Annotated in this window: 21 protein-coding genes; 2 read left to right on the forward strand and 19 right to left on the reverse strand. The window is 68.6% G+C overall.

The genetic code is table 11. The annotated features are described in order from the left end of the window. Positions 1 to 37: 37 nt before the first annotated feature. Genes I6A60_RS29365 through I6A60_RS29385 form a run of 5 tightly spaced genes read right to left on the reverse strand, consistent with a single transcriptional unit; the run spans position 38 to position 3,191 of the window. Entirely contained in the window at positions 38 to 820 is a 783-nt protein-coding gene (locus I6A60_RS29365; RefSeq protein WP_203019009.1) for an SAM-dependent methyltransferase, read from the reverse strand. 59 nt (positions 821 to 879) lie between these two features. Beyond that, positions 880 to 1,164 (reverse strand): hypothetical protein, encoded by a 285-nt coding sequence (locus tag I6A60_RS29370; RefSeq protein ID WP_203019010.1) that lies wholly within the window; start codon positions 1,162 to 1,164, stop codon positions 880 to 882. Further along, positions 1,161 to 2,045: an ATP-binding protein gene (locus I6A60_RS29375; RefSeq protein ID WP_203019011.1), complete on the reverse strand. Its 885-nt coding sequence runs from the start codon at positions 2,043 to 2,045 to the stop codon at positions 1,161 to 1,163. Before I6A60_RS29375 ends, I6A60_RS29370 begins: the two co-directional genes overlap by 4 nt. Continuing rightward, entirely contained in the window at positions 2,042 to 2,878 is an 837-nt protein-coding gene (locus I6A60_RS29380) for a thiopeptide-type bacteriocin biosynthesis protein (protein WP_203019015.1), read from the reverse strand. The genes I6A60_RS29375 and I6A60_RS29380 overlap by 4 nt, the downstream gene beginning before the upstream one ends. Before the next feature lie 16 nt (positions 2,879 to 2,894). After that, complete coding sequence (locus tag I6A60_RS29385) at positions 2,895 to 3,191, reverse strand: hypothetical protein (RefSeq protein WP_238436495.1); 297 nt, start codon at positions 3,189 to 3,191, stop codon at positions 2,895 to 2,897. A gap of 523 nt (positions 3,192 to 3,714) precedes the next feature. On the opposite strand from I6A60_RS29385, the gene I6A60_RS29390 reads away from it, so the two are divergent. After that, positions 3,715 to 4,527, forward strand: coding sequence for a bifunctional 2-polyprenyl-6-hydroxyphenol methylase/3-demethylubiquinol 3-O-methyltransferase UbiG (locus tag I6A60_RS29390; protein ID WP_203019017.1), 813 nt, complete (start codon positions 3,715 to 3,717; stop codon positions 4,525 to 4,527). Here the strand turns inward: I6A60_RS29390 and I6A60_RS29395 are convergent, their stop codons facing one another. After that, positions 4,528 to 5,733: a helix-turn-helix domain-containing protein gene (locus tag I6A60_RS29395; RefSeq protein WP_203019019.1), complete on the reverse strand. Its 1,206-nt coding sequence runs from the start codon at positions 5,731 to 5,733 to the stop codon at positions 4,528 to 4,530. Between the two features lie 540 nt (positions 5,734 to 6,273). Here I6A60_RS29395 and fxlA point away from each other — a divergent pair. Continuing rightward, on the forward strand, positions 6,274 to 6,429 hold the full coding sequence (gene fxlA, locus I6A60_RS29400) for an FxLD family lanthipeptide (protein ID WP_203019021.1): 156 nt from the start codon (positions 6,274 to 6,276) through the stop codon (positions 6,427 to 6,429). Between the two features lie 93 nt (positions 6,430 to 6,522). Here fxlA and I6A60_RS29405 read toward each other — a convergent pair whose 3' ends face one another. The 13 genes from I6A60_RS29405 to I6A60_RS44215 all read right to left on the reverse strand — a co-directional run bounded on the left by I6A60_RS29405 (position 6,523) and on the right by I6A60_RS44215 (position 16,863). Further along, a complete protein-coding gene (locus I6A60_RS29405) occupies positions 6,523 to 7,053 on the reverse strand; it encodes an NUDIX hydrolase (protein ID WP_307873929.1) in 531 nt (176 codons plus the stop codon). Positions 7,054 to 7,154: 101 nt separating this feature from the next. Continuing rightward, positions 7,155 to 8,267, reverse strand: coding sequence for a hypothetical protein (locus I6A60_RS29410; RefSeq protein ID WP_203042577.1), 1,113 nt, complete (start codon positions 8,265 to 8,267; stop codon positions 7,155 to 7,157). 56 nt (positions 8,268 to 8,323) lie between these two features. Then, complete coding sequence (locus I6A60_RS29415; RefSeq protein WP_203019025.1) at positions 8,324 to 9,145, reverse strand: trans-aconitate 2-methyltransferase; 822 nt, start codon at positions 9,143 to 9,145, stop codon at positions 8,324 to 8,326. Positions 9,146 to 9,199: 54 nt separating this feature from the next. Then, a complete protein-coding gene (locus tag I6A60_RS29420) occupies positions 9,200 to 10,120 on the reverse strand; it encodes a DUF2797 domain-containing protein (protein WP_203019027.1) in 921 nt (306 codons plus the stop codon). Between the two features lie 35 nt (positions 10,121 to 10,155). After that, positions 10,156 to 10,830 (reverse strand): hypothetical protein, encoded by a 675-nt coding sequence (locus I6A60_RS29425; RefSeq protein ID WP_203019029.1) that lies wholly within the window; start codon positions 10,828 to 10,830, stop codon positions 10,156 to 10,158. Next, the gene (locus I6A60_RS29430) at positions 10,827 to 11,903 is read right to left on the reverse strand and encodes a hypothetical protein (RefSeq protein WP_203019031.1); all 1,077 of its coding nucleotides are present in this window, start codon (positions 11,901 to 11,903) and stop codon (positions 10,827 to 10,829) included. Before I6A60_RS29430 ends, I6A60_RS29425 begins: the two co-directional genes overlap by 4 nt. Further along, entirely contained in the window at positions 11,900 to 12,727 is an 828-nt protein-coding gene (locus I6A60_RS29435; protein WP_203019033.1) for a hypothetical protein, read from the reverse strand. The genes I6A60_RS29430 and I6A60_RS29435 overlap by 4 nt, the downstream gene beginning before the upstream one ends. Further along, positions 12,717 to 13,520, reverse strand: a complete 804-nt coding sequence (locus I6A60_RS29440; protein ID WP_203019035.1) for a 7-carboxy-7-deazaguanine synthase QueE — start codon at positions 13,518 to 13,520, stop codon at positions 12,717 to 12,719. Before I6A60_RS29440 ends, I6A60_RS29435 begins: the two co-directional genes overlap by 11 nt. Positions 13,521 to 13,543: 23 nt before the next feature. Beyond that, complete coding sequence (locus I6A60_RS29445; protein ID WP_203019037.1) at positions 13,544 to 13,927, reverse strand: 6-carboxytetrahydropterin synthase; 384 nt, start codon at positions 13,925 to 13,927, stop codon at positions 13,544 to 13,546. Further along, positions 13,924 to 14,622, reverse strand: coding sequence for a GTP cyclohydrolase I (gene folE / locus I6A60_RS29450; RefSeq protein WP_203019039.1), 699 nt, complete (start codon positions 14,620 to 14,622; stop codon positions 13,924 to 13,926). Before folE ends, I6A60_RS29445 begins: the two co-directional genes overlap by 4 nt. 58 nt (positions 14,623 to 14,680) lie before the next feature. Next, positions 14,681 to 15,910: a helix-turn-helix domain-containing protein gene (locus tag I6A60_RS29455; RefSeq protein ID WP_203019041.1), complete on the reverse strand. Its 1,230-nt coding sequence runs from the start codon at positions 15,908 to 15,910 to the stop codon at positions 14,681 to 14,683. A 385-nt stretch (positions 15,911 to 16,295) separates the two neighbouring features. Continuing rightward, positions 16,296 to 16,523, reverse strand: coding sequence for a hypothetical protein (locus I6A60_RS29460; protein WP_203019043.1), 228 nt, complete (start codon positions 16,521 to 16,523; stop codon positions 16,296 to 16,298). A 13-nt stretch (positions 16,524 to 16,536) separates the two neighbouring features. After that, complete coding sequence (locus I6A60_RS44215; RefSeq protein WP_203019062.1) at positions 16,537 to 16,863, reverse strand: relaxase domain-containing protein; 327 nt, start codon at positions 16,861 to 16,863, stop codon at positions 16,537 to 16,539. Between the last annotated feature and the right edge of the window lie 261 nt (positions 16,864 to 17,124).

Genomic DNA, 17,124 nt, shown 5'->3' on the forward strand with positions numbered 1-17,124 from the left:
CTCCACCCCAGGACCCCCACCCCGGGACGCCGGCGGTCTAGAGGCGGGCGACGACGCCATAGCAACTCACCGCCCCATCGGCCGGCAGGTCGTCCAGGTCGGTGGGGTCGGGGTTCCAGCGCTGGCAGGACACCAACCCCGGGCCCAGAACCTCCAGACCGGCAACGAACCGGGCGACCTGCTCACGGCTGCGGGCCCGGAGCGGAATGTCGGCGGCCTTGTAGACCGCGACCAGCCCGGCCACGGCCTCGGGCGCGTAGTCGGCGGTCAGATGGTCGAGCAGCAACGCGCTGCCCGCCGGCAACCCCGCCAGCAGCTGCGCGACGATCCCGTACGGATCCTCGCCGTCAGACACAAACGGCAGGACCCCGCTGAGGCTGAGTACGACCGGCTCGCCCTCGTCAAAACACGCCAGCGCGAGGATCTTCGCGGGGTCGCGCAGGTCCGCGTCCACAATCTCGACACACCCCCGCGGGCCAGAGGCCAGCAACGCGCGGGCGTGCAGCAGCACCAGCGGGTCGCGGTCGACGTAGACGACCCTCGCTGCCGGGACAACACCCTGGGCGACCTCATGCAGATCAGGACTGGCCGGAAGGCCGACCCCTACATCGAGGAACCGCCGAAACCCCGCACCGGCCAAAAAGGCCACGGCGCGACACAGGAACGCACGACGCGCCCGCGCCGCCAACCACAGATCCGAAAACACCGACAACGCACTTGTACCGACTTCCCGGTCGACCGGGAAGTTATCTTTCCCGCCCAGGAAATAGTTCTCGATCCGCGCCGACTGTGCCCGCTTAAAATCCACCAGCGCCGACACCGACGGGGATTCAACACGCTGCCACGGGAGCCGGCTTCCGGAGACGACCAAGGACTGTGTCATGACGCCGCGCCCGTGAGGACTCGTCGGCGTGTGCGTGGGCGTGGGGGCTGGGTGCGCCACCAGTCCCACACCGCCCACGCCCCCACCAGCGCGTGCAACACCTCCGCGCCGGGCACGCCGAGGCGGGCGCTGAGCAACGCCAACAGGGCGCTCGTCGTCGCGGCGCCGGCCGCCCAGCGACGCCGCACCGACCAGGAGGCACCTACGGTCGCGGCGACCTTCCAGCCGGCGACGACGACGCAGCCGGCACCCGCCGCCAGCAGGACCAGTGACACCGTCACCGCGCACCGCCCTCAACCGGGCTGGGAGCTAACCCAGAGACGGTGGGAAACGTGTGTACGCGCAGGGCCTCCAGGAACCGACCCAGCGACTCCGCATCCTCGCCCACCAGCGGTGGGGCATCGGGCGTGGCCGGGCTGCGTCTCGGCAGCAGACCCAGCCCACGATCGCTCTCCCCGGGTGAACGGTCGTGGTCGAAGGAGGCCCAGACGACCTTGCCCGCGCCGCCCTTGGTCGCGTAGACGCCCCAGTCCGCGACGGCGGCCACCAGGTGCAGCCCGTGGCCGCCCTCCGCGAGCTCCTCCGTCGGGCGAAGGGTCGGCAGACCAGGCGCGACATCGAAGACCTCGATGAACAGCCGCTGGGCTGTCTCGGTCAGCCGCAGGCCGATGAACCGCAGGAATCGGTCGTTCGGGTCGAGGCCCGGGGCGGTCGCGGCGTTGACCGCGTTGCAGGTCAACTCGCTGGCGACCAGCCGCGCGTCATCCACCAGCGACTCCAGCCGCCACTCGACCAGGGTGGCCGCGACCTGCGCGCGAGCGATACCAGGCGCGGTCGCCGTCGTGGACATCCACCGCTCCACCGACCGGCCCGCCGGCCGACCGGCCTTGGCCATCGACGGCGAGGGCGGACCATCAGCGGCCGGGCCCGTGCTGACGTGGGCGGTGGCTCGGTCGGTCTGGCGAGGTGGGGGGCTGGCCTCCTCGCCTACCTCGGCGGCCCGGACGATGCCCCTGTCGGCCTTGTCGGCGGCCTGGGTCGCAGGGTTCGTGAGTTGCCTGATCCGGATGTGTAGGGGGAGGCCGGGCGGCCGGGGGCGCTGTATCAGGGGGAACCGGCCGAGGGTGCTGGTGGGGGTGGGGTGGGCGTCGCTATGGTTCATGGCCGTGTCCTTTCGCGGGGAGGCTGGCTCGCGGGATCGGGTCCGAACACGGCGGACGTGGCGGTGCGCGCGAGGACGCCCTGGGTCGCGTAGGGCAGGCCGTGGCGGTTCCAGGTGAACAGGACGTGGTGGGCGACGACGGCGCGCAGGCCGCGGTGGAGTGTTCCTGCGGCGGCGAGGGTGGCCAGGTGGCGTCCGGCGGTGCTGTGCGCGGCGATCCAGGCGGCGGCGAACGCCAGCGGGCCGCCGTGGTGGCTCAGGTGGTCCGGATCGGCGGCCAGGAACATTTCCACCTCTGCCTGCCCGGGGTGGGTGCAGCCTGGGACCGGGTCGGGGAGTTTGCGGTGCTCGGCGACCCGCGCCCAGACGTCTCCTTGCTCGTACCAGTCCAGTCCGGCGGCACGTAGCAGTGCGGTGCAGACGAGGAAGGCGAGTTCCCGGCGATGTCCGCCGGCTGGACTCGGCGGGTCGGCGAGCTGGGCGAGCAGATGTCGGCTGTCGGAATGGAACAGCCGGTGTGCGGTGACAGTCGCCGCCCCGCCTCCGAACACATGGGTCTCGGGTTCGTAGACGACCTCGGCGATGCCCTCGATGGCCCGCGTGGTCGCGAACATCTCGAGTTGCTGGCGAAGAAACGTGGTCGCGGCGGTCGGGTCGGCGGCCGAGTAGCGAATACGCCAGTAGGGCGCCTTACGGATGAAGAACCAGGCGTCGAGGCGGCCGTCGTCTTCGGCGGCGGTCAACAGCGGTCCCAGGTGGGCCACGGCGGTGAGTTCAGCGCAGCTCCAGTCGGGGAACGCGACGTTGAGCTGACGCCAAGGATCGGAATGCATGCCGGTCGGTGTCCTGTCAGGCGAGGAGGAAGGCCGCGCCCCAGCCGGAGACTGGGACAGCGCCTGTACCGACGGTGTGCAGGGCCAGAGCAGCCCCCGCGGCGCCGTCGAGAAGTTCGGGGTCGGGTGTGCCCTGGGCTAGCTGCGTGGTCAGCCGGGCGGTCAGGGCGGGAAGTTCGGCGGCGATCTGCCCGCTGCGGGCGTCGGTGGCCATCCGCCACGCGGCTTGCAGGAGTCCGGCCGTGCCGTGGCAGAGCCCGATCTCGGACAGCAGGTCGAGTTGGGCCGATCGTGCAGCGCCGCAACGCGGCACAGCCCGTCGCCGGAGTCGGTCATGGCTGATTCCCTCTGCGTGCGTTCACGCGACGGACGTGCCGCCGCGCCGACGGGTCGAACAGGGCTATGCGCTCCGGGCCAGAGGCCCGGAGCATTGAGATGGCCCTGAACGGCGGACGGCCGGTTGTACTCGTCTTGTTAGCTGGTCTTCATCCCGCGCAGGCGCGATGGGAGCGCTACCTCTCGTCCACCTAGCGCGGTCGAGCTTCATGCGGGCTACATGGACTGGGTGGTGGTACTGGTTTGAGAATGACCTCAACCCGCGAGGGTGGGTGACACAGCTTGTGGTAGTGCGGTCCGACAGCCGATCGCAGCCCGTCCGCTTAAGTTGTTACAACACCCGAAGTAGAACGTGGGCGCCGCGAGGTCTTCCGGATCTTCCATCGAAACCGGCCATCGTCACTAGGCGTGGTCACATGCCCCGCGCCGCCTTTGGCGACGGGAGGCCGCGTTCTCGCGTAATCTGACAGGAGGAGACGACTAGAACAGGGGTCCGCCGTATGGGCGATGTTGATCGTTACCTCGAATCCAACCGGAGTCTATGGGACGAGTGGGCAGAACTTCACGCCCGAAGCGACTGGTATGATCTTGACTCTGTGCGCAGGGGGGTCGACAAGCTGCGCCCTTACGAGGTGGACGAGGTGGGTGATGTCAGCGGTTTGACAATGCTGCATCTTCAGTGCCAGATCGGCGCCGATTCAGTCTCTTGGGCAAGGCGTGGCGCGAAGGTCACGGGTGTCGACTTCTCGTCGCGGGCGGTAGGAATTGCAAATGCCTTGGCGAAGGAACTCGGAGTTGACGCGACCTTCGTGTGCTCAGACGTGATGAGGCTTCCTGAAACGCTGGCTGGCACCTGGGACGTCGTCTATACGTCAAGGGGAGTTCTTGGCTGGCTGCCTGACCTGGCCGGATGGGCGCGGATCATCGAGGCCTACTTGAATCCAGGCGGTTTCGTCTACTTGACGGATATTCATCCCATCGCCAAGACGCTGGACGATACGTCTGTCGAGTTGAGAGTGAGTCGACCATACTGGCCAAGGCCCGCGCCAGTCACTTACAGAGTCGAGGGCAGCTACGCCGATCCCAATGCAAAAATCGAATCTTCCGTTAAGTATCTATGGACGCACAGCACGGGAGAAATCATTACGGCCATGGCTCAAGCCGGATTGATCATCGAGTTCTTTCATGAGTTCAGCTGGCTCGACCGACCGTGGCCTTTTCTTCGTCAACGTTCCGGACGCGAGTTCGTCCTGCCCGACGACATTGAGGCGGAATTGCCCCTCTTCTTCTCGCTTCGAGCACGGAAGAAGTAGTCAATCGAGAACGTTGACATCGTTCGCCAAGCGCCTGAGTCGCTCGTCGAAGGAACGTCTGCGCCGAACGAGATCTCGCACTCGCTCTCGGGCAAGGGGATCGTGGCGGACGAACTCCGGTGCGGCGCTGTAGGCTGCCGTCAGCGCGTCGATCACGGAATCGTCGTGACCCAGCATGCCATGTGCTCTAGCAAGATGTAGATAGTGATAGCATTTGCGGCTCACGCTCCCCGCCTTGTCGGCGCTTACGCGAGTAGCCTCGCGCAGGGCTTCATGCGGACGGTGCGCGTCGACGAAGATGCCAACCTTCTGTATCGAGACATTGGTTGGACCGAAAATCAAAGAATGTCTTTCACGATCGACACCTGACTTCGCCGCGACCTCTGTCGCGATCTTTAGAAGGTTTTCCGATTCTGCTGAGTCTCCAGCCCGCGCTGCGGCTTGGGCCGCGTAGAGGTGTAGCGCGCCGTCGATGACCGTATATGAGTCCGGGTCGTTAACGGTGCGAAGCCGACGTAGCAGGCTGACGGCGTCGGAAGCCAGCGCTACGCCGTCCTCGGGGTTTCCCTGCATCATCAACTGGACGGTGAGCGTCGCGCTCACGGAGGCGATGAGAAGGTCGTTTCCAGTGTTTTCGGCAGCCAGGAGGGCGCGGTCGATCGCGAGCCGCGCCCGGCTAAAGTCGCCTCTTCGCCGCAGATCCAATGACGCGAGCCTGTAGAGGTGCGCAAGCGCGATGGCTGCGTCTCTCCGGTCGTCCCCGTCCCGCTCGTCGGATGCCGTCCTTGCCTCTGATATGAGTTCGGCAAGCAACGGGATGGACGAGGAAAACCCTCGGTCAGAGACGTTGTACAGGCGGCGAAGCGAGCCAGCCTCGTCCAGGAGAACGGAGCCTGATCGGGGTGCGGACACGGTGCGTGTGAGGCTTGCGCTCCGGTCTAGAACGAGGCGTAGAGGCGTTGTTCCGCTGTCTGGGGAGGCCTCACGGTCCGGGTCTTCACGTCCAGTGAGCTGATGCAACGGTATGGACAGCGCGCGCGCAAGCTCCAAGAGGACGCTCACGGAGTCAACCTGGCGCTCGCCCCTTTCGATCTTGGTTACCCAGCTGGTCGAGCGGTTCAGCCGCTGCGCGAGTCCGGCCTGCGTCCAGCCACGGAGTTTGCGAAAGGCTGCGATGCGCTTGCCGAGCGGCAGGTCGTTCTCCATGTCGTGTCCAGTCAACGACGATGCGTTCGCCAACAGTACCAGCCTATTTACCGCACGGTACTGGGTCCGTGGCTCTGACCTGGGCGGGGGCACCGCGGCTGCGAGCACTCCTGGCCACTGCGGAACCGTAGCCGCCACCGGCCACGACAGATAGGTGTCCAGACCGAGCCGACGCCGCTGCCCAGCACGGGTCCGTCACGACTCAGTAACACCAGCTGAGCGCCGGCCACGCGGGAACCGACCTGGACGCGGGCAAGGTGCGCGTCCAGCAGCTCGCCGAACGCGCTAGCTCGACGATGTCCGTAACGCTCAGCAACATGCATGAAAACTGGGCCTGACGGCCGCCGCTCAGGGAACGGCTCCCGAGGCCCGACATCCGTAAAAGGCGGAATCGTCAGCGCTTGGCAGGATTCGGTCACCGAATATTGACACAATCTGTGCCGACTGAGGTCGTGGTCGGGTTCCAACTCGTCTCGGCGGCGCCGCGGACGGTGATGGCCGGATCGCGGGCCGAGGCCCACGAGCAGAGAGGAATCCGACATGAGCCCAGTGGATCTGCAAGCCCAGGTCGAAACCCCGACCGCGCAGGAACCGTTCGACCTCAACGTCACCATCGTGGAGCAGGGTGCCGCTGCGGCGGCGCTCCTGTGCAGCACCGACAACGGGTGTGACACCAAGACGGACGGCGACTGCTGACGATCCGAATGGCGTGCGCTGCCTCGGTCGGATGCCCGGCCGGGGCAGGTGCGACAGGGCGCGGGACGCGCCGATGAAGAATATTTCGGGCATTCAGGCGGATGCCGCCCGCCAGGACGCCCTCAGGCTCGCCGCGAAGGCTCTGATCCGTGGCCTGTCGCCGGGGAAGGCCCCCTCCCAGTCACACGACAGCGGCGTCCAAGCAACTGGCTGGCAGTTCTCCCCGGCGGGGGTCAAGGAGCCATCCAAGACAGCCGCGTACGACAGCCCGAGCGTGGGGCTCCAGTCCGACCGGTAGGTACGTACGGTCACGGCGGCGGGATTCTCCAGGAGCTGCCCCTCGAGTCCGGTCTCCTCCTGGAGTTCCCGCTGGGCCGCCTCTCGCGGTGTCTCTCCGCGTTCAACCTTCCCGCCTGGCGGAACCCAGCCCCGCCAGCGGTGACTCACCAGTAGCACGTGCGTGAACGACTCGTCGAACGCCCATACCTCGGCCGCGATCGGCTCCATCGGCCCCTTCATCGCGATCTCCAGCCAGGCAAGCGCATCGTCGTACTCGGTCCTCGCTGCCCGGACGTCGGCACGGCAGGAGTCCAGTGTGCGCTGGTCAAGCCCGGTGGAATTCACTGGGCCACGATACCGAGAAGTGCCGCCGTAGCGTGGCGGACTCCGGGAAGGCAGGTTCGCTCACGCGCGCCACAGCGGTTCGCCCGGGTAGAAAGCGGTTGTTACGACGGGTGGTCCTGGGCCGCTCGTCGTAGCCAGGTTAGCTTCGAGAGGTTGTCCTGTGCGCCGTTCACGCCCTGCTCGGCCAGGAGGTGGCATGTCCAGGCACATAGCTGGCCGAACTCGTCCATGAGCTGGTCGCCGTGTTGGCGGCTGATCATGCGGCTGCGGATGTACTCGACTTCCGCCTGGTGCAGGTCTGGTGCCCGCCCGTCGGCATCAATACAGCGGTCGAACATAATTGAGAAGATGTGCCCGCTGTGCAGGGATTCCAGCAGCACGTTGTAGCGCACGCGCCGGTAGCGGCCGTTCCACGAGGGAACGAGGCCGTAGCGGTCGCTGATGACAGAGCGAAGGTCGGGGTCGGGCCCGAGGTCCAGTCCGCCTGTGAGTTCTTCCCGGCGGATCACGGCGTCGGCGGTAAACCACTTGCGCCGGATGCCCCAGCTCCCGTCGACTGCGGGGATGAACGCGATGTAGCCGCGCTCTGGCTCCGGTCGGTTGATCTCGTAGATGTGGCTGGGGAAGTCCCACTGCTCGAACCCGCCGTTGCTGCCGTGTTCGGGAATCCAGCCGTCAATGGCCCCTGCGGCGACGAGGTCCCGTGTGCGGGCTGCCAGGAGCCAGATGTCCGGTCGCCCGGCGAGCGTGAACTTCTGCTCGATCTCCATGCCTGGGCGCATGTTGATGAACCAGCGCTGGTGGTTGTTGAGTTGGGCGGCATGCACCCGGTGGCGGGCCGACAGGTCCGCAACCCACTCGCGGGTGGTATGGGGATTCCCGGGGTCGCCTTGGACCATCGGGCCGTCCAGCGCGATGAACAGCGCATCGGTCCCGGTGAACGATATCTGGGTATACGGCTGCCAGCCGCCTTCCGCGGGCGAGAGGACGAACAGCGGTGCCTGGTCGCAGCCGTCAGGGAGTGAGTCCGCGAGACGGCTCAGGTCGAGAAGTATGGTGTTGCGCGGCTGCCGGCCAGTGGGTACGGCCACGGCCAGGGTGGTAAGGGCCGGCGCGATCGCCGCTGGCTCGTGCCGGAGGCTTGCGGGTCCCGTCACCAGCACGGCTTGGGCATACCCGGGTTCGCTGGGGGGCTGGTCGCCGGCCGGGGTCATCATGCGGCTCGAATCCTGCATCGCTGTCGGCTCCCCTGGAGGGGTGACGCGGGTAGTCATGCTTCAGCGGTGACGACAAGCCACGCAGTCGTAACCGGCTGAGAAACGTCGGACTGGGCGTAGGCCCGTTCCAGGATTTCCATGCGCTGCTCATAGGTGAACTGGCCAGGCGGGCGGGCGAACACGGGAATCGACAGCCACGCGCGTTTCTCCTGCAGGGTTCCAATGTGCGTGACGGTCTCCGTGTCGAGGACGCTGAAGCCGGCGGCGCCGAGCTGCGCCCGGACTATGTCGGCGGTGAGCGGCGCGGGGGGGCGCGGGTGTGGGGTGGGCGGGTAGCCGTACTCGGCCGCGGCCACGGCGATGATCAACTCGTTCAGGGAGGGGCCAGAGCGTGGCTCGCTGTGTGCGGGGGGAAGGCCGGCGAAGGACCCGCCGATGTTGAAGACGAACCGGCCGCCAGGGCGGAGAGCTTGCTTGACGGCGGCGAAGACGGCGGGGGTGTTGGTCTTCCAGATCGCCGAGTTGCAAACGACGGCGTCGGCTGGCTCGCGGATATGCAGGGCGGTGTCCTCGGCTCTTGCGACGATCCAGCTGATCCGGGGATCGGGGTGAACGCGCCGGCCGGCTGCCTGCATGGCTTTCGCGGCGTCGATGGAGACGATCCTGGCACCGGGCGGGAGGGTCTCCAGCATTATGGCGGCTGTGATGCCGGTGCCGCCGCACAGGTCAACGACGAGTTGCGCCTCCGGTAGGGACGCTCGCGCGGCCAGGTCGCGGCTGGTTCTGGCGTAGAAGGGATAGTCACGGGTGAAGCGGGCGTAGAGTTCGGCGTTCTGGTCGTCGTCCCAACCGGCGACGGCGTCCGGAGGCTGCATGGGCGGTCCTGTCCACAGCCGGGCGCGCTGGCCGGGCCGTTCATGGGTCTGCCGTCAGAAGAGTGACCCTTGGAGGGATATCGCGGGTGACGCGTAGCTGCCAAACAGGACACGGTGTCCCTTGAGGATGCTGAGGTCCAGGAGGTAGCGGACGTCGTCTGCGGGGTTGAGGCGGACGAGGGCCTGGCTTCCCGAGCAGGAATCGACCTGGAAGCCGTGCTCGCCATCGCGGAGGTCGTGAGGATAGATCATCCGCTCCCCCCGGCGCGGGGAGCGCAACTCGGCCCCGCAGGCGGGCGGCGTCCATTCCTCCGGTTCCGGGCTGAGGCCTAGCGCGGTCAGGGCAGAAAGCGCACGCTCGACGGCCGCGTCGTGCGCGGCGAGGGACCGGCGGGGATCGGGGTCGGCGAGAGCGGCGAGTTTCGCTCGCCCGCGGATGGCTTGGGCGAGTCCGACGTCACTGCTGAGCGTGTCTTCCAGGATGCGGACGGCTCGCCCGTCAGCGGCCCGGAAGAGGTAGGTCGCATGCATGGGGCCCTGCTCGTCCACCCGCGAGACGCGTCGCGGGGCTGCTGCGGTCCCGACCTTGCTCGCGGCGTTAGCAAACGTGGCGAGATAGAGCAGGTGGGGCTGGCCGAGGTAGGCCGTCAAGGCGACAGAGGCGTGCCCGCCCTTGTGCGCGCGGTGGGCGAAGCGGAACTCATCACGCTCCAGGCATCTCGCGCACTGTTGGCCGCCTGGCCCGGCTTGCGCCTGCTGCGCGCACGGCACCGGGGCCACCTCGAAGGTGCTGGTGAAGCCGTACCTGCCGGTGCAGAATCGCCCGGGCCCCGCCGCCCTCACCCCTGTCCGCAGCCCCATGACGTCGACGGCGCTCAGGGCGCCGGTGGAGGTGTCGGCCAGCAGGAGCGACGGTGCTCCCGATGCCCACGTGACGCCGTGCCACAGATACGGCCGGCCTGGTGTGACGTTCACGGTGTGCTGATCCTCTTGGTAACGGGCGCGTGCGGTCACGTGAAGCCCAGTCGCGGGGCGAGCGAGGCGAGGGCCTGGTCGAGCACGGAACCCGGGGTCAGGCCGGTCACATCGATGGGAACCCAGCCTTCTTGCCCGGCCTGCTCCCGCAGGCGGGCGCTGACGTCATCCTGGTAGCTGACGAACGCGTCCCCGGTATGGCCGGTTCGCCCGGCCTCCAGCGGGGTGAACCCGCCCTTGCGCCGCAGCGCCTCCCCAGGGCTGATCCGGAGGAACAGCACGAGGTCAGCGGATGTGAGGTGCGCGAAGACCTGCCGGGCGAGGCCTGGGGGGACGCTGGGGTTCGCCGCGTACCGGGCGATGATCTTGTGGTGGGAGTTGTCGAGGATGACGTGGGTTCCGGCCTTGAGCGCAGGCTGGATGACGAGGCGGTCCTGCAGGCTGTACCAGGCCGCCAGGGCGAACAACCAGTAGTGCTCGCCGCAGGCCGCGCCCACGGTCTGGTCGCGGCGGTAGACGATGGCGTTGAGACTGTCGAGGTACGCCGAGAGAGCTGCGTCTGCTGGGACTTCGGTGGTGTGCTTGCCGATGAGCACCGCGTCGTGGCCGGCGTTGTTCAGCGCGCTGTGCAGCGCGGCGGCCAGCGTTGACTTTCCGGCGCCGTCGATGCCGGCCACGGTGATGAGCCTTCCGGCGGACGGGACCGTCATGAGCGTGTGCCTCCTTCGGGAGAGCGCCGGGGGATGGCCTGGAGTCGAAGCCCGATGATCTCGCGGATGCGGTCGAGTAGCTGGGAACGGCGTTCGACGACGTGGCTAAGCCGCTCGTTGGACAGGTCGGCTGGGTAGGCGGCTGCGAGGTTGTTGGAGACGATGTGGAGGAACCCGAACTCGATCCCGGAGGCGACTGCCGCGCGTCCCATGTGCCCGATCTCGGGATCGACGAACTGACAGCCGCCATGGCCGGCCAGCCACTGGCTGTCTTCCAGCAGGATCGACGGAGAGGTCACGTGCACACCCCGGCGGATGTCTGGCTGGCCGTCGGCAAGCCCCGCGAAGACGTCCCTCCAGCAAGCAGTGCCGTCCGCCAAAACGCTGGTGTCACCGGTGGCCAGGCAGGTGTTGGGAGCGATGGCTGGGTCGAGCGCGCCGACCTTGCCGACGTAGACGACGCGGCGGGCGCCGAGCGAGGCCAAGCGGGACACTACACGGCCGGCGACATCTCCCCAGATGCTGTGCAGGTAGCCCAGGTACAGCACGCGTCGCCCGTGGCGCTCTTCGCGCTGCCAGGCGTATCCGTGGCCCGGCACCCAGCCGCCGGGGTCCGTGAGGTGCCCGAGACCCCAGCCGAGGACGACGAGCTCGTCGCCTGACGGGTCCAGGTCCAGCCGATCCACGGCCGCCGCGCAGGTGCGCTCATCGGGCAGCTCGTAGTCGACCTGGCCACGGTAACGGCCGTCCAGGCTGAGATGGGTCGCGATAATGAGCGCGTAGTGGCGGACGTAGTCCCTGCCGGGGAAGCACTTGATTACGAGGGTGTCGCCCTGGACCTCGGCGGTAGGCCGCTGCCAGTTGAACAGCTTGTCGTTCTTCTCGTTCTCGGAGGCGACACAATAGCGGTCGTAGGCGCCGATGACGCGGATCCTTGCCCACTCCCGCTCCTGGAGCAGATGGTGGGCCTTCATCTCCAGGTAGCGACGCAGCCTCGGCACGCTCATCGTGTGCTGGTAAACGTCAATCGGTGAGGCCCCCAGCATGGCCTCCTGGAAAGGCGTCGCGGTCACCGGACCACCCTGATCTTGACGGCGCAGCCCGCCGCGTCCCGGACGACCTGGATATTGTCGCGGATCAGGGCGAACTGCCCGGGGTCGATGTGCGTGACCGTCTCGACCCGCGGGGTCGGAGGCTTGTTGTATGGGCCGCGGGGCAGCATCCGCACCCCCATCGCCCCGAGCAGGACCGGAGCGGCCCCGTCGACGGAGCTGATCCAGGTGTGCGCACGCTGCGAGATCAGCTCCAGGTGCCCGGTGCGACCGAGGCCGAGCAGCCGGTAGATCATGCCCGGGACGACCAGTCCGTGGTCCTCCAGGTAGGTGGTCGCGGCGACGCGGTTCTTCGGAAGATCCGTGCTCGACTCCTTGGACCGCGAGGCGGGAAAGGCGATCGCGCCGGTGTAGTCACGCGAGGCGAAGTGGTCGTAGACCTCGAGCCACTCGCGGTCGCCGGCGGCGTGGACCACCGCGCACAGCCGGAACTCACTGGTGATCGCGAGGATCTGCTTGGCCGCGAGGTCGCTGGCGCGGATGGTGGCCGGCCCGTCGTGCATCACGTCCGGCAGGATGATTTCCTGAGCGTGTACTGCCCGCGCGGCGCGGACCAGGTCGTCGGCGGGCAGTGCCCGGCCGAGGTCGAAGACTCCGTTGTCTACGATGACGGCTGCACCCAGCCCGGCCTCTTCGGCGAAGAATGCCCGGTACTCCGGATCGCTGAGCACGCGGTGGGCCGCCACGTGGTGGACGGTCGCCGGGTCCTGGGCGGCGAAGTCGCGCAGGTAGGCGGCCGGCGCGATGACCGAGACGCTGATGCCGTGCACGGCGTCACCTGCCACGCTCGCCGCCCCAGATCAGGACGTGCTCGCGGACGGTGAGGTTCCAGCCGAAGGCGAGGGCGGCATCGGCGGCCATCCGCAACCGCCCTGTGACCGCGGCCGGGGTGGTGCCCTCGGGGGACAGCCAGATCTCGGTCAGGCCGAACTCGCGCTGAAGCCCAGCGATCTCGTCAAGGTCGGCGGCGCCGCAGACGACGAATTTCCAACGGGCCTGCCCGCTGTCCTGGAGCTCCCGGATCGCCGCAGGCTTGATCCGCTTTTTGCGTGGCACCGCGGAGGAGGCGAGCTTGAGGCTGGCGTTGAAGGCGACCCCGGCCGCGATCAGGTCCCCGCCGGGGCAGATCGTGGCGTTGGTCTCGATCTCCATGCGCCGCCCGGTCAGCCCGGCCTGTCCTGCCAGGTGAAGCAGCGTGTCCTTGCGCAGCAGCGGCTCGCCACCGGAGGCCACGATCAGGTCGACCGGCGCGATCGCCGGGGTGGCGGTGGACGGGTCGAGTCCCATCAGCGCGTCCCAGATCTGGTCCGCCGTCAGGTGCCTCACACCGGCGGTGAGGTCGTGGCTGGCGCCGTTCCAGGTGTACTCGGTGTCGCAGCGCATCGGGCCTTCTGGCGGTGTTCCCGCCTCGCCGGGCAGTGTGGAGTACCCGCAGGTCAGGTTGCAGTCCATGAAGCGGACGAACAGAGCGCGGCGACCGAGGTTAACGCCCTCGCCCTGGAAGGAGTAGAACATCTCCGAGACGGGCACGGGCCGCTGCACGCCCGGCCCGGTAAGAGCCAAAGCTGTGGTTGTCATGGCCTTCCTTCCGGGACCGGCGGTCACGCGGCCGGCTTGGGCCGGTACTCGGCCCAAGTCGACGAAGTCTCACTGACGCGGACCGCCACGATGGCGGCCGCGGAAGGCAGAGCGATGTTGGCGGCACACCAGTCGAACAGGACCCGGGCCAGGTGCTCGCTTGTCGGCTCGGCGTCGATGACGTCGTTCAGCATCCGGTGGTCGTATGCGTCGGCCAGGTGCCGCTTCAGCGGGTCCAGGCTGGCGAAGTCGGTGACGAACCCCGGCCCGGTCAGCTCTGTCGCTGCCACGATGACCTGGACCGTGTAGGAGTGTCCGTGCGGCCGGGCGCACTTGTGTCCGTCAGGCAGACCGCCCAGGCGGTGCCCCGCCTCGAAGGAGAACCCCTTCCCGATCGTGTAGGTCATGCCGCCCTCCGCGCCGAGACGTGCGCCATGGACAGGAACTCGCTGCGTGCGGCTGGATCGTCACGCAGCAGGCCGCGCGTGGCGATGGTGACGGTGTCGCATCCCTGAGCCTTGACCCCGCGGCGCGTCATGCACAGGTGCTCGGCCTCAAGCACGACCCCGACGCCCCGGCACGCCAACCTCTCCTCCAGGAAAGAGACGATCTGCTGGCCGAGCTCCTCCTGGACCTGCAGGCGGGCGGCGAACTCATCCACTGCCCGCGCCAGCTTCGACAGGCCGGCGATGCGCTCGCCGGGCAGCACGCCCACATGGGCAAGGCCGGAGAACGGCAGCAGGTGATGGGCACAGACCGAGGTGAACGGAATGTTCCGCGCCAGCACCAGCTCGTGCTGGCGTTCGGTGTTGGGGAAGGTGGTGAACTCCCACGCCGACGTGCTCAGCAGCTCCGCCAGGCCGGCTACCATACGGGCGGGAGTGCGCAGTGCGGCTTCGCTGTCACTGGGAACACCGAACGCGGCCAGCAGCGCGGCGGCTGCCGTTTTGGCAGCATCCAGGTCGAAGAAAGCGGAACCGGGGTTCTCGGGCCTGAGCGTTAACAGGCTGCTTCCGGGAGGCGCGGCGGGCTCGTGCTCGTCGCGGCGGCTCGCGGCGGAGGATGCCGCCAGACCAGCGGGCCGCTGGGAAAGCGTCGTCATGCAGCGAACGGTAAGGCGGCCCCACGGGCCGAACATGAGCTGGCGGAATACGCGCCGGTCAGCCGTCCAGGTGAAACCGATCGGACATCCGCCGGAGCCGCTCACGCACGCCGGCCCGCTCGGCGGTCACCAGAGATCGCAGCGTCGACCGGGCCATCGGGTGGTGGCGGATGAGCTGCGGGGCCAGGCGCTCGGCGGTCTCCAGCTCAGCCAGCGCCCTATCGCGGTTGCTGTCCCACAGCCACGCGCGGGCCAGGTCAAGGTGATGGTGGCCCTGCCGTGAGTTCGGCAGAGCGGCGACCACAGCCGGGTCGGTCCTGGCGTTCATCTGCAGTGCCCGGCGGTGGTCTCCAGCATCCAGGGCGACCGCCACCGCGTGGACGGCGACGTTCCCGCTGGAGAAAGTCAGCGAGTGCCGGTCATAGACCGGCGGCCCTATCGCAGTGTCCATCCGGTCGGCGGCAGTCCTGGCGTAGACGATCCGGTCGTATGCCTGGCCGGGGTCGCCGGCCCGCGCGGCCGAGACCCCGGCCCGCAGGTGCAGCGACCCCCACGCCCGCAACGCAAGCTGATCACCGCGCGCATAGGGCCCTTCGAGATCGTTGAGGGCCTTGTCCAGCAGGGATAGGGAGTCCGCCCAGTCCGCCGTCGTCCACATATCCCACGCGCGCATCCAGTCGGCCACGGCCGCCAGCACCGGGTCCCCCGACAAACGCGCGGCCCAGGCCGCCCGCTCGCAGGCGATCGCCACCAGCTCAGGATGGCCCAGAGAGTGCGCCGCAGTGTGGGCAAACTTGCACTGCACGCCGTACAGCGCGAACGCCTCCTCGCGCTCGTGCCCCGACGACACCTCCGCGAGCGCCCGCGCCTCCCGCAGCATGTCCGGCAGCGCCCGCAGGATCGCCACGTTTGCCGCCGCGTCCCGCAGCCGGTGTAGCCCGGTCATCTGCCCCCATAGAACCTCCGCGCGGCGCGGCGTGCCGTCGAAAACCGGGGCTAGGTCGAACCGCCGCATCTCCCGCACGATCGACGTCGCCGCGGCGTGCCACTGGTTCTCCGACGGCGACGCGACATACGGCCGGCCGATCAGGTCATTCGGATGGACATGCAGCTCAGTGGCGAGCTGGTTCAGCAGCCCGACGCGGTCGATCTCGATCCGACCCCGCTCCATCTTTGACACCCAGCCCTGCGTCCGCTCCATCGCTGCCGCCAGGTCAGCCTGCGTCATCCCAAGCCGGAGCCGGGCCAGCCGCACCCGCCGACCAATCTCCTCGGCTTCCCCGAGCATTGGCAACCCCAGCGATCCAGCGATTCAGCGATGTCACTGGCACCGTACCCACATGGCTAGGCCCGCCGGGTGTGGTCCTTATAGAGGTGCCTGTTCAGGGTCCGGCGCTGCGCCTGCTGAACGCCAAGCTGCCCGACGTCCTCACCAGCGCCGACGCCCATATCGATGAGCAGAGTCTCCCCCCTGCCGACCCGACCGGCTCCCCCGACGAGCCACCGGCTCCGCGAATTCCTCTCATCCGCGCCGACGCCCTGGCCCGCCGCTGGGACCGGGCGGCGCGGTTCGCCGAACACCAGGCCCGTGACAGACGCTGCCCCGCCATGAGGGGCCATGAGCGGATGCCCATCGGCCGGCGCAAGGCAGCGCGGGTCCTCCCGGAGGCGGATCAGACGGATTCGAAGGTGGCGAGGTCGACGGCGAGGATGACAAGCGGCGGTCCGCCCCAGCGTCGTCTCCTGCGGATCACGCGGGCCTGGGCGTAGCTCCCCTCGTCGTCACCGGCCACCAGCCGCGCGCCCCGGGAGAGGACGACTCCCGGCTCGGCGGCGTCGGCGAGCGCCGTGACCCGGCCCTGCGCGCGTAGCACGCCGGTCGCGCCTGGGCCGGGTGGCACGCATCCCGGCCGGTTATGGCAGGGATCGACCGGCCGGGATGAGGCTTGCGAGAGGCGGTGCGTGGCGACGAGGCGGGCGCGGGCCATAGGCGCTGACGTCGGCGTCCAAGGATGGGGCATGGCGGCGTCGGCGGTGTGGCTTCGGCCCGGCCTGGCTCACGCCGGGGGCGGGGCCTCGTCGGCTGGCCCGCTCATCGCCGAACGCCCACAGCAGGCTCACCGACTTCGGCGCCGCGCATACGACGTCGAACCCGAGCACCGTCGCCGGCACCTTCCGCCCGGCGATCCATCGCTCCAGGTCGACCCGGCGCACCCGCCACCGCCCGGCCGCATTCTTCACCCCGGACAACCCGCCAGCCGCCAGCCCTGTCGGGCGTCCCCCTCAGAGTCGAGATCGGCATCCCCGCCGGCGACCTCAGGCGGCAAGGTGATGATTGGAAGTTCGGCGGGCGTCTGTCCGTCCTGCTTGTGGCGACCTGGGTGTGTGCCGGGATGATGGGGAGGGTGTCGGAGGGTTTGGAGGCCGGGTTGGCGTCGGTGGGGCCTGCGGTGCGGCCCCCGGCCCCTGCGGCGGGCGTGGCGGGTCTGTCCCCGCAGCGTC

The sequence above is a fragment of the Frankia sp. AgB1.9 genome (genome assembly GCF_016786355.1).
Lineage (GTDB): Bacteria > Actinomycetota > Actinomycetes > Frankiales > Frankiaceae > Pseudofrankia.

Coding starts and splice junctions, on each gene's coding strand:
- I6A60_RS29375 (WP_203019011.1), bottom strand. CDS start 2,045: ATGAACCATAGCGACGCCCACCCCACCCCCACCAGCACCCTCGGCCGG.
- I6A60_RS29380 (WP_203019015.1), bottom strand. CDS start 2,878: ATGCATTCCGATCCTTGGCGTCAGCTCAACGTCGCGTTCCCCGACTGG.
- I6A60_RS29390 (WP_203019017.1), top strand. CDS start 3,715: ATGGGCGATGTTGATCGTTACCTCGAATCCAACCGGAGTCTATGGGAC.
- I6A60_RS29395 (WP_203019019.1), bottom strand. CDS start 5,733: ATGGAGAACGACCTGCCGCTCGGCAAGCGCATCGCAGCCTTTCGCAAA.
- fxlA (WP_203019021.1), top strand. CDS start 6,274: ATGAGCCCAGTGGATCTGCAAGCCCAGGTCGAAACCCCGACCGCGCAG.
- I6A60_RS29410 (WP_203042577.1), bottom strand. CDS start 8,267: ATGACCCCGGCCGGCGACCAGCCCCCCAGCGAACCCGGGTATGCCCAA.
- I6A60_RS29415 (WP_203019025.1), bottom strand. CDS start 9,145: ATGCAGCCTCCGGACGCCGTCGCCGGTTGGGACGACGACCAGAACGCC.
- I6A60_RS29425 (WP_203019029.1), bottom strand. CDS start 10,830: ATGACGGTCCCGTCCGCCGGAAGGCTCATCACCGTGGCCGGCATCGAC.
- I6A60_RS29440 (WP_203019035.1), bottom strand. CDS start 13,520: ATGACAACCACAGCTTTGGCTCTTACCGGGCCGGGCGTGCAGCGGCCC.
- I6A60_RS29445 (WP_203019037.1), bottom strand. CDS start 13,927: ATGACCTACACGATCGGGAAGGGGTTCTCCTTCGAGGCGGGGCACCGC.
- folE (WP_203019039.1), bottom strand. CDS start 14,622: ATGACGACGCTTTCCCAGCGGCCCGCTGGTCTGGCGGCATCCTCCGCC.
- I6A60_RS29455 (WP_203019041.1), bottom strand. CDS start 15,910: ATGCTCGGGGAAGCCGAGGAGATTGGTCGGCGGGTGCGGCTGGCCCGG.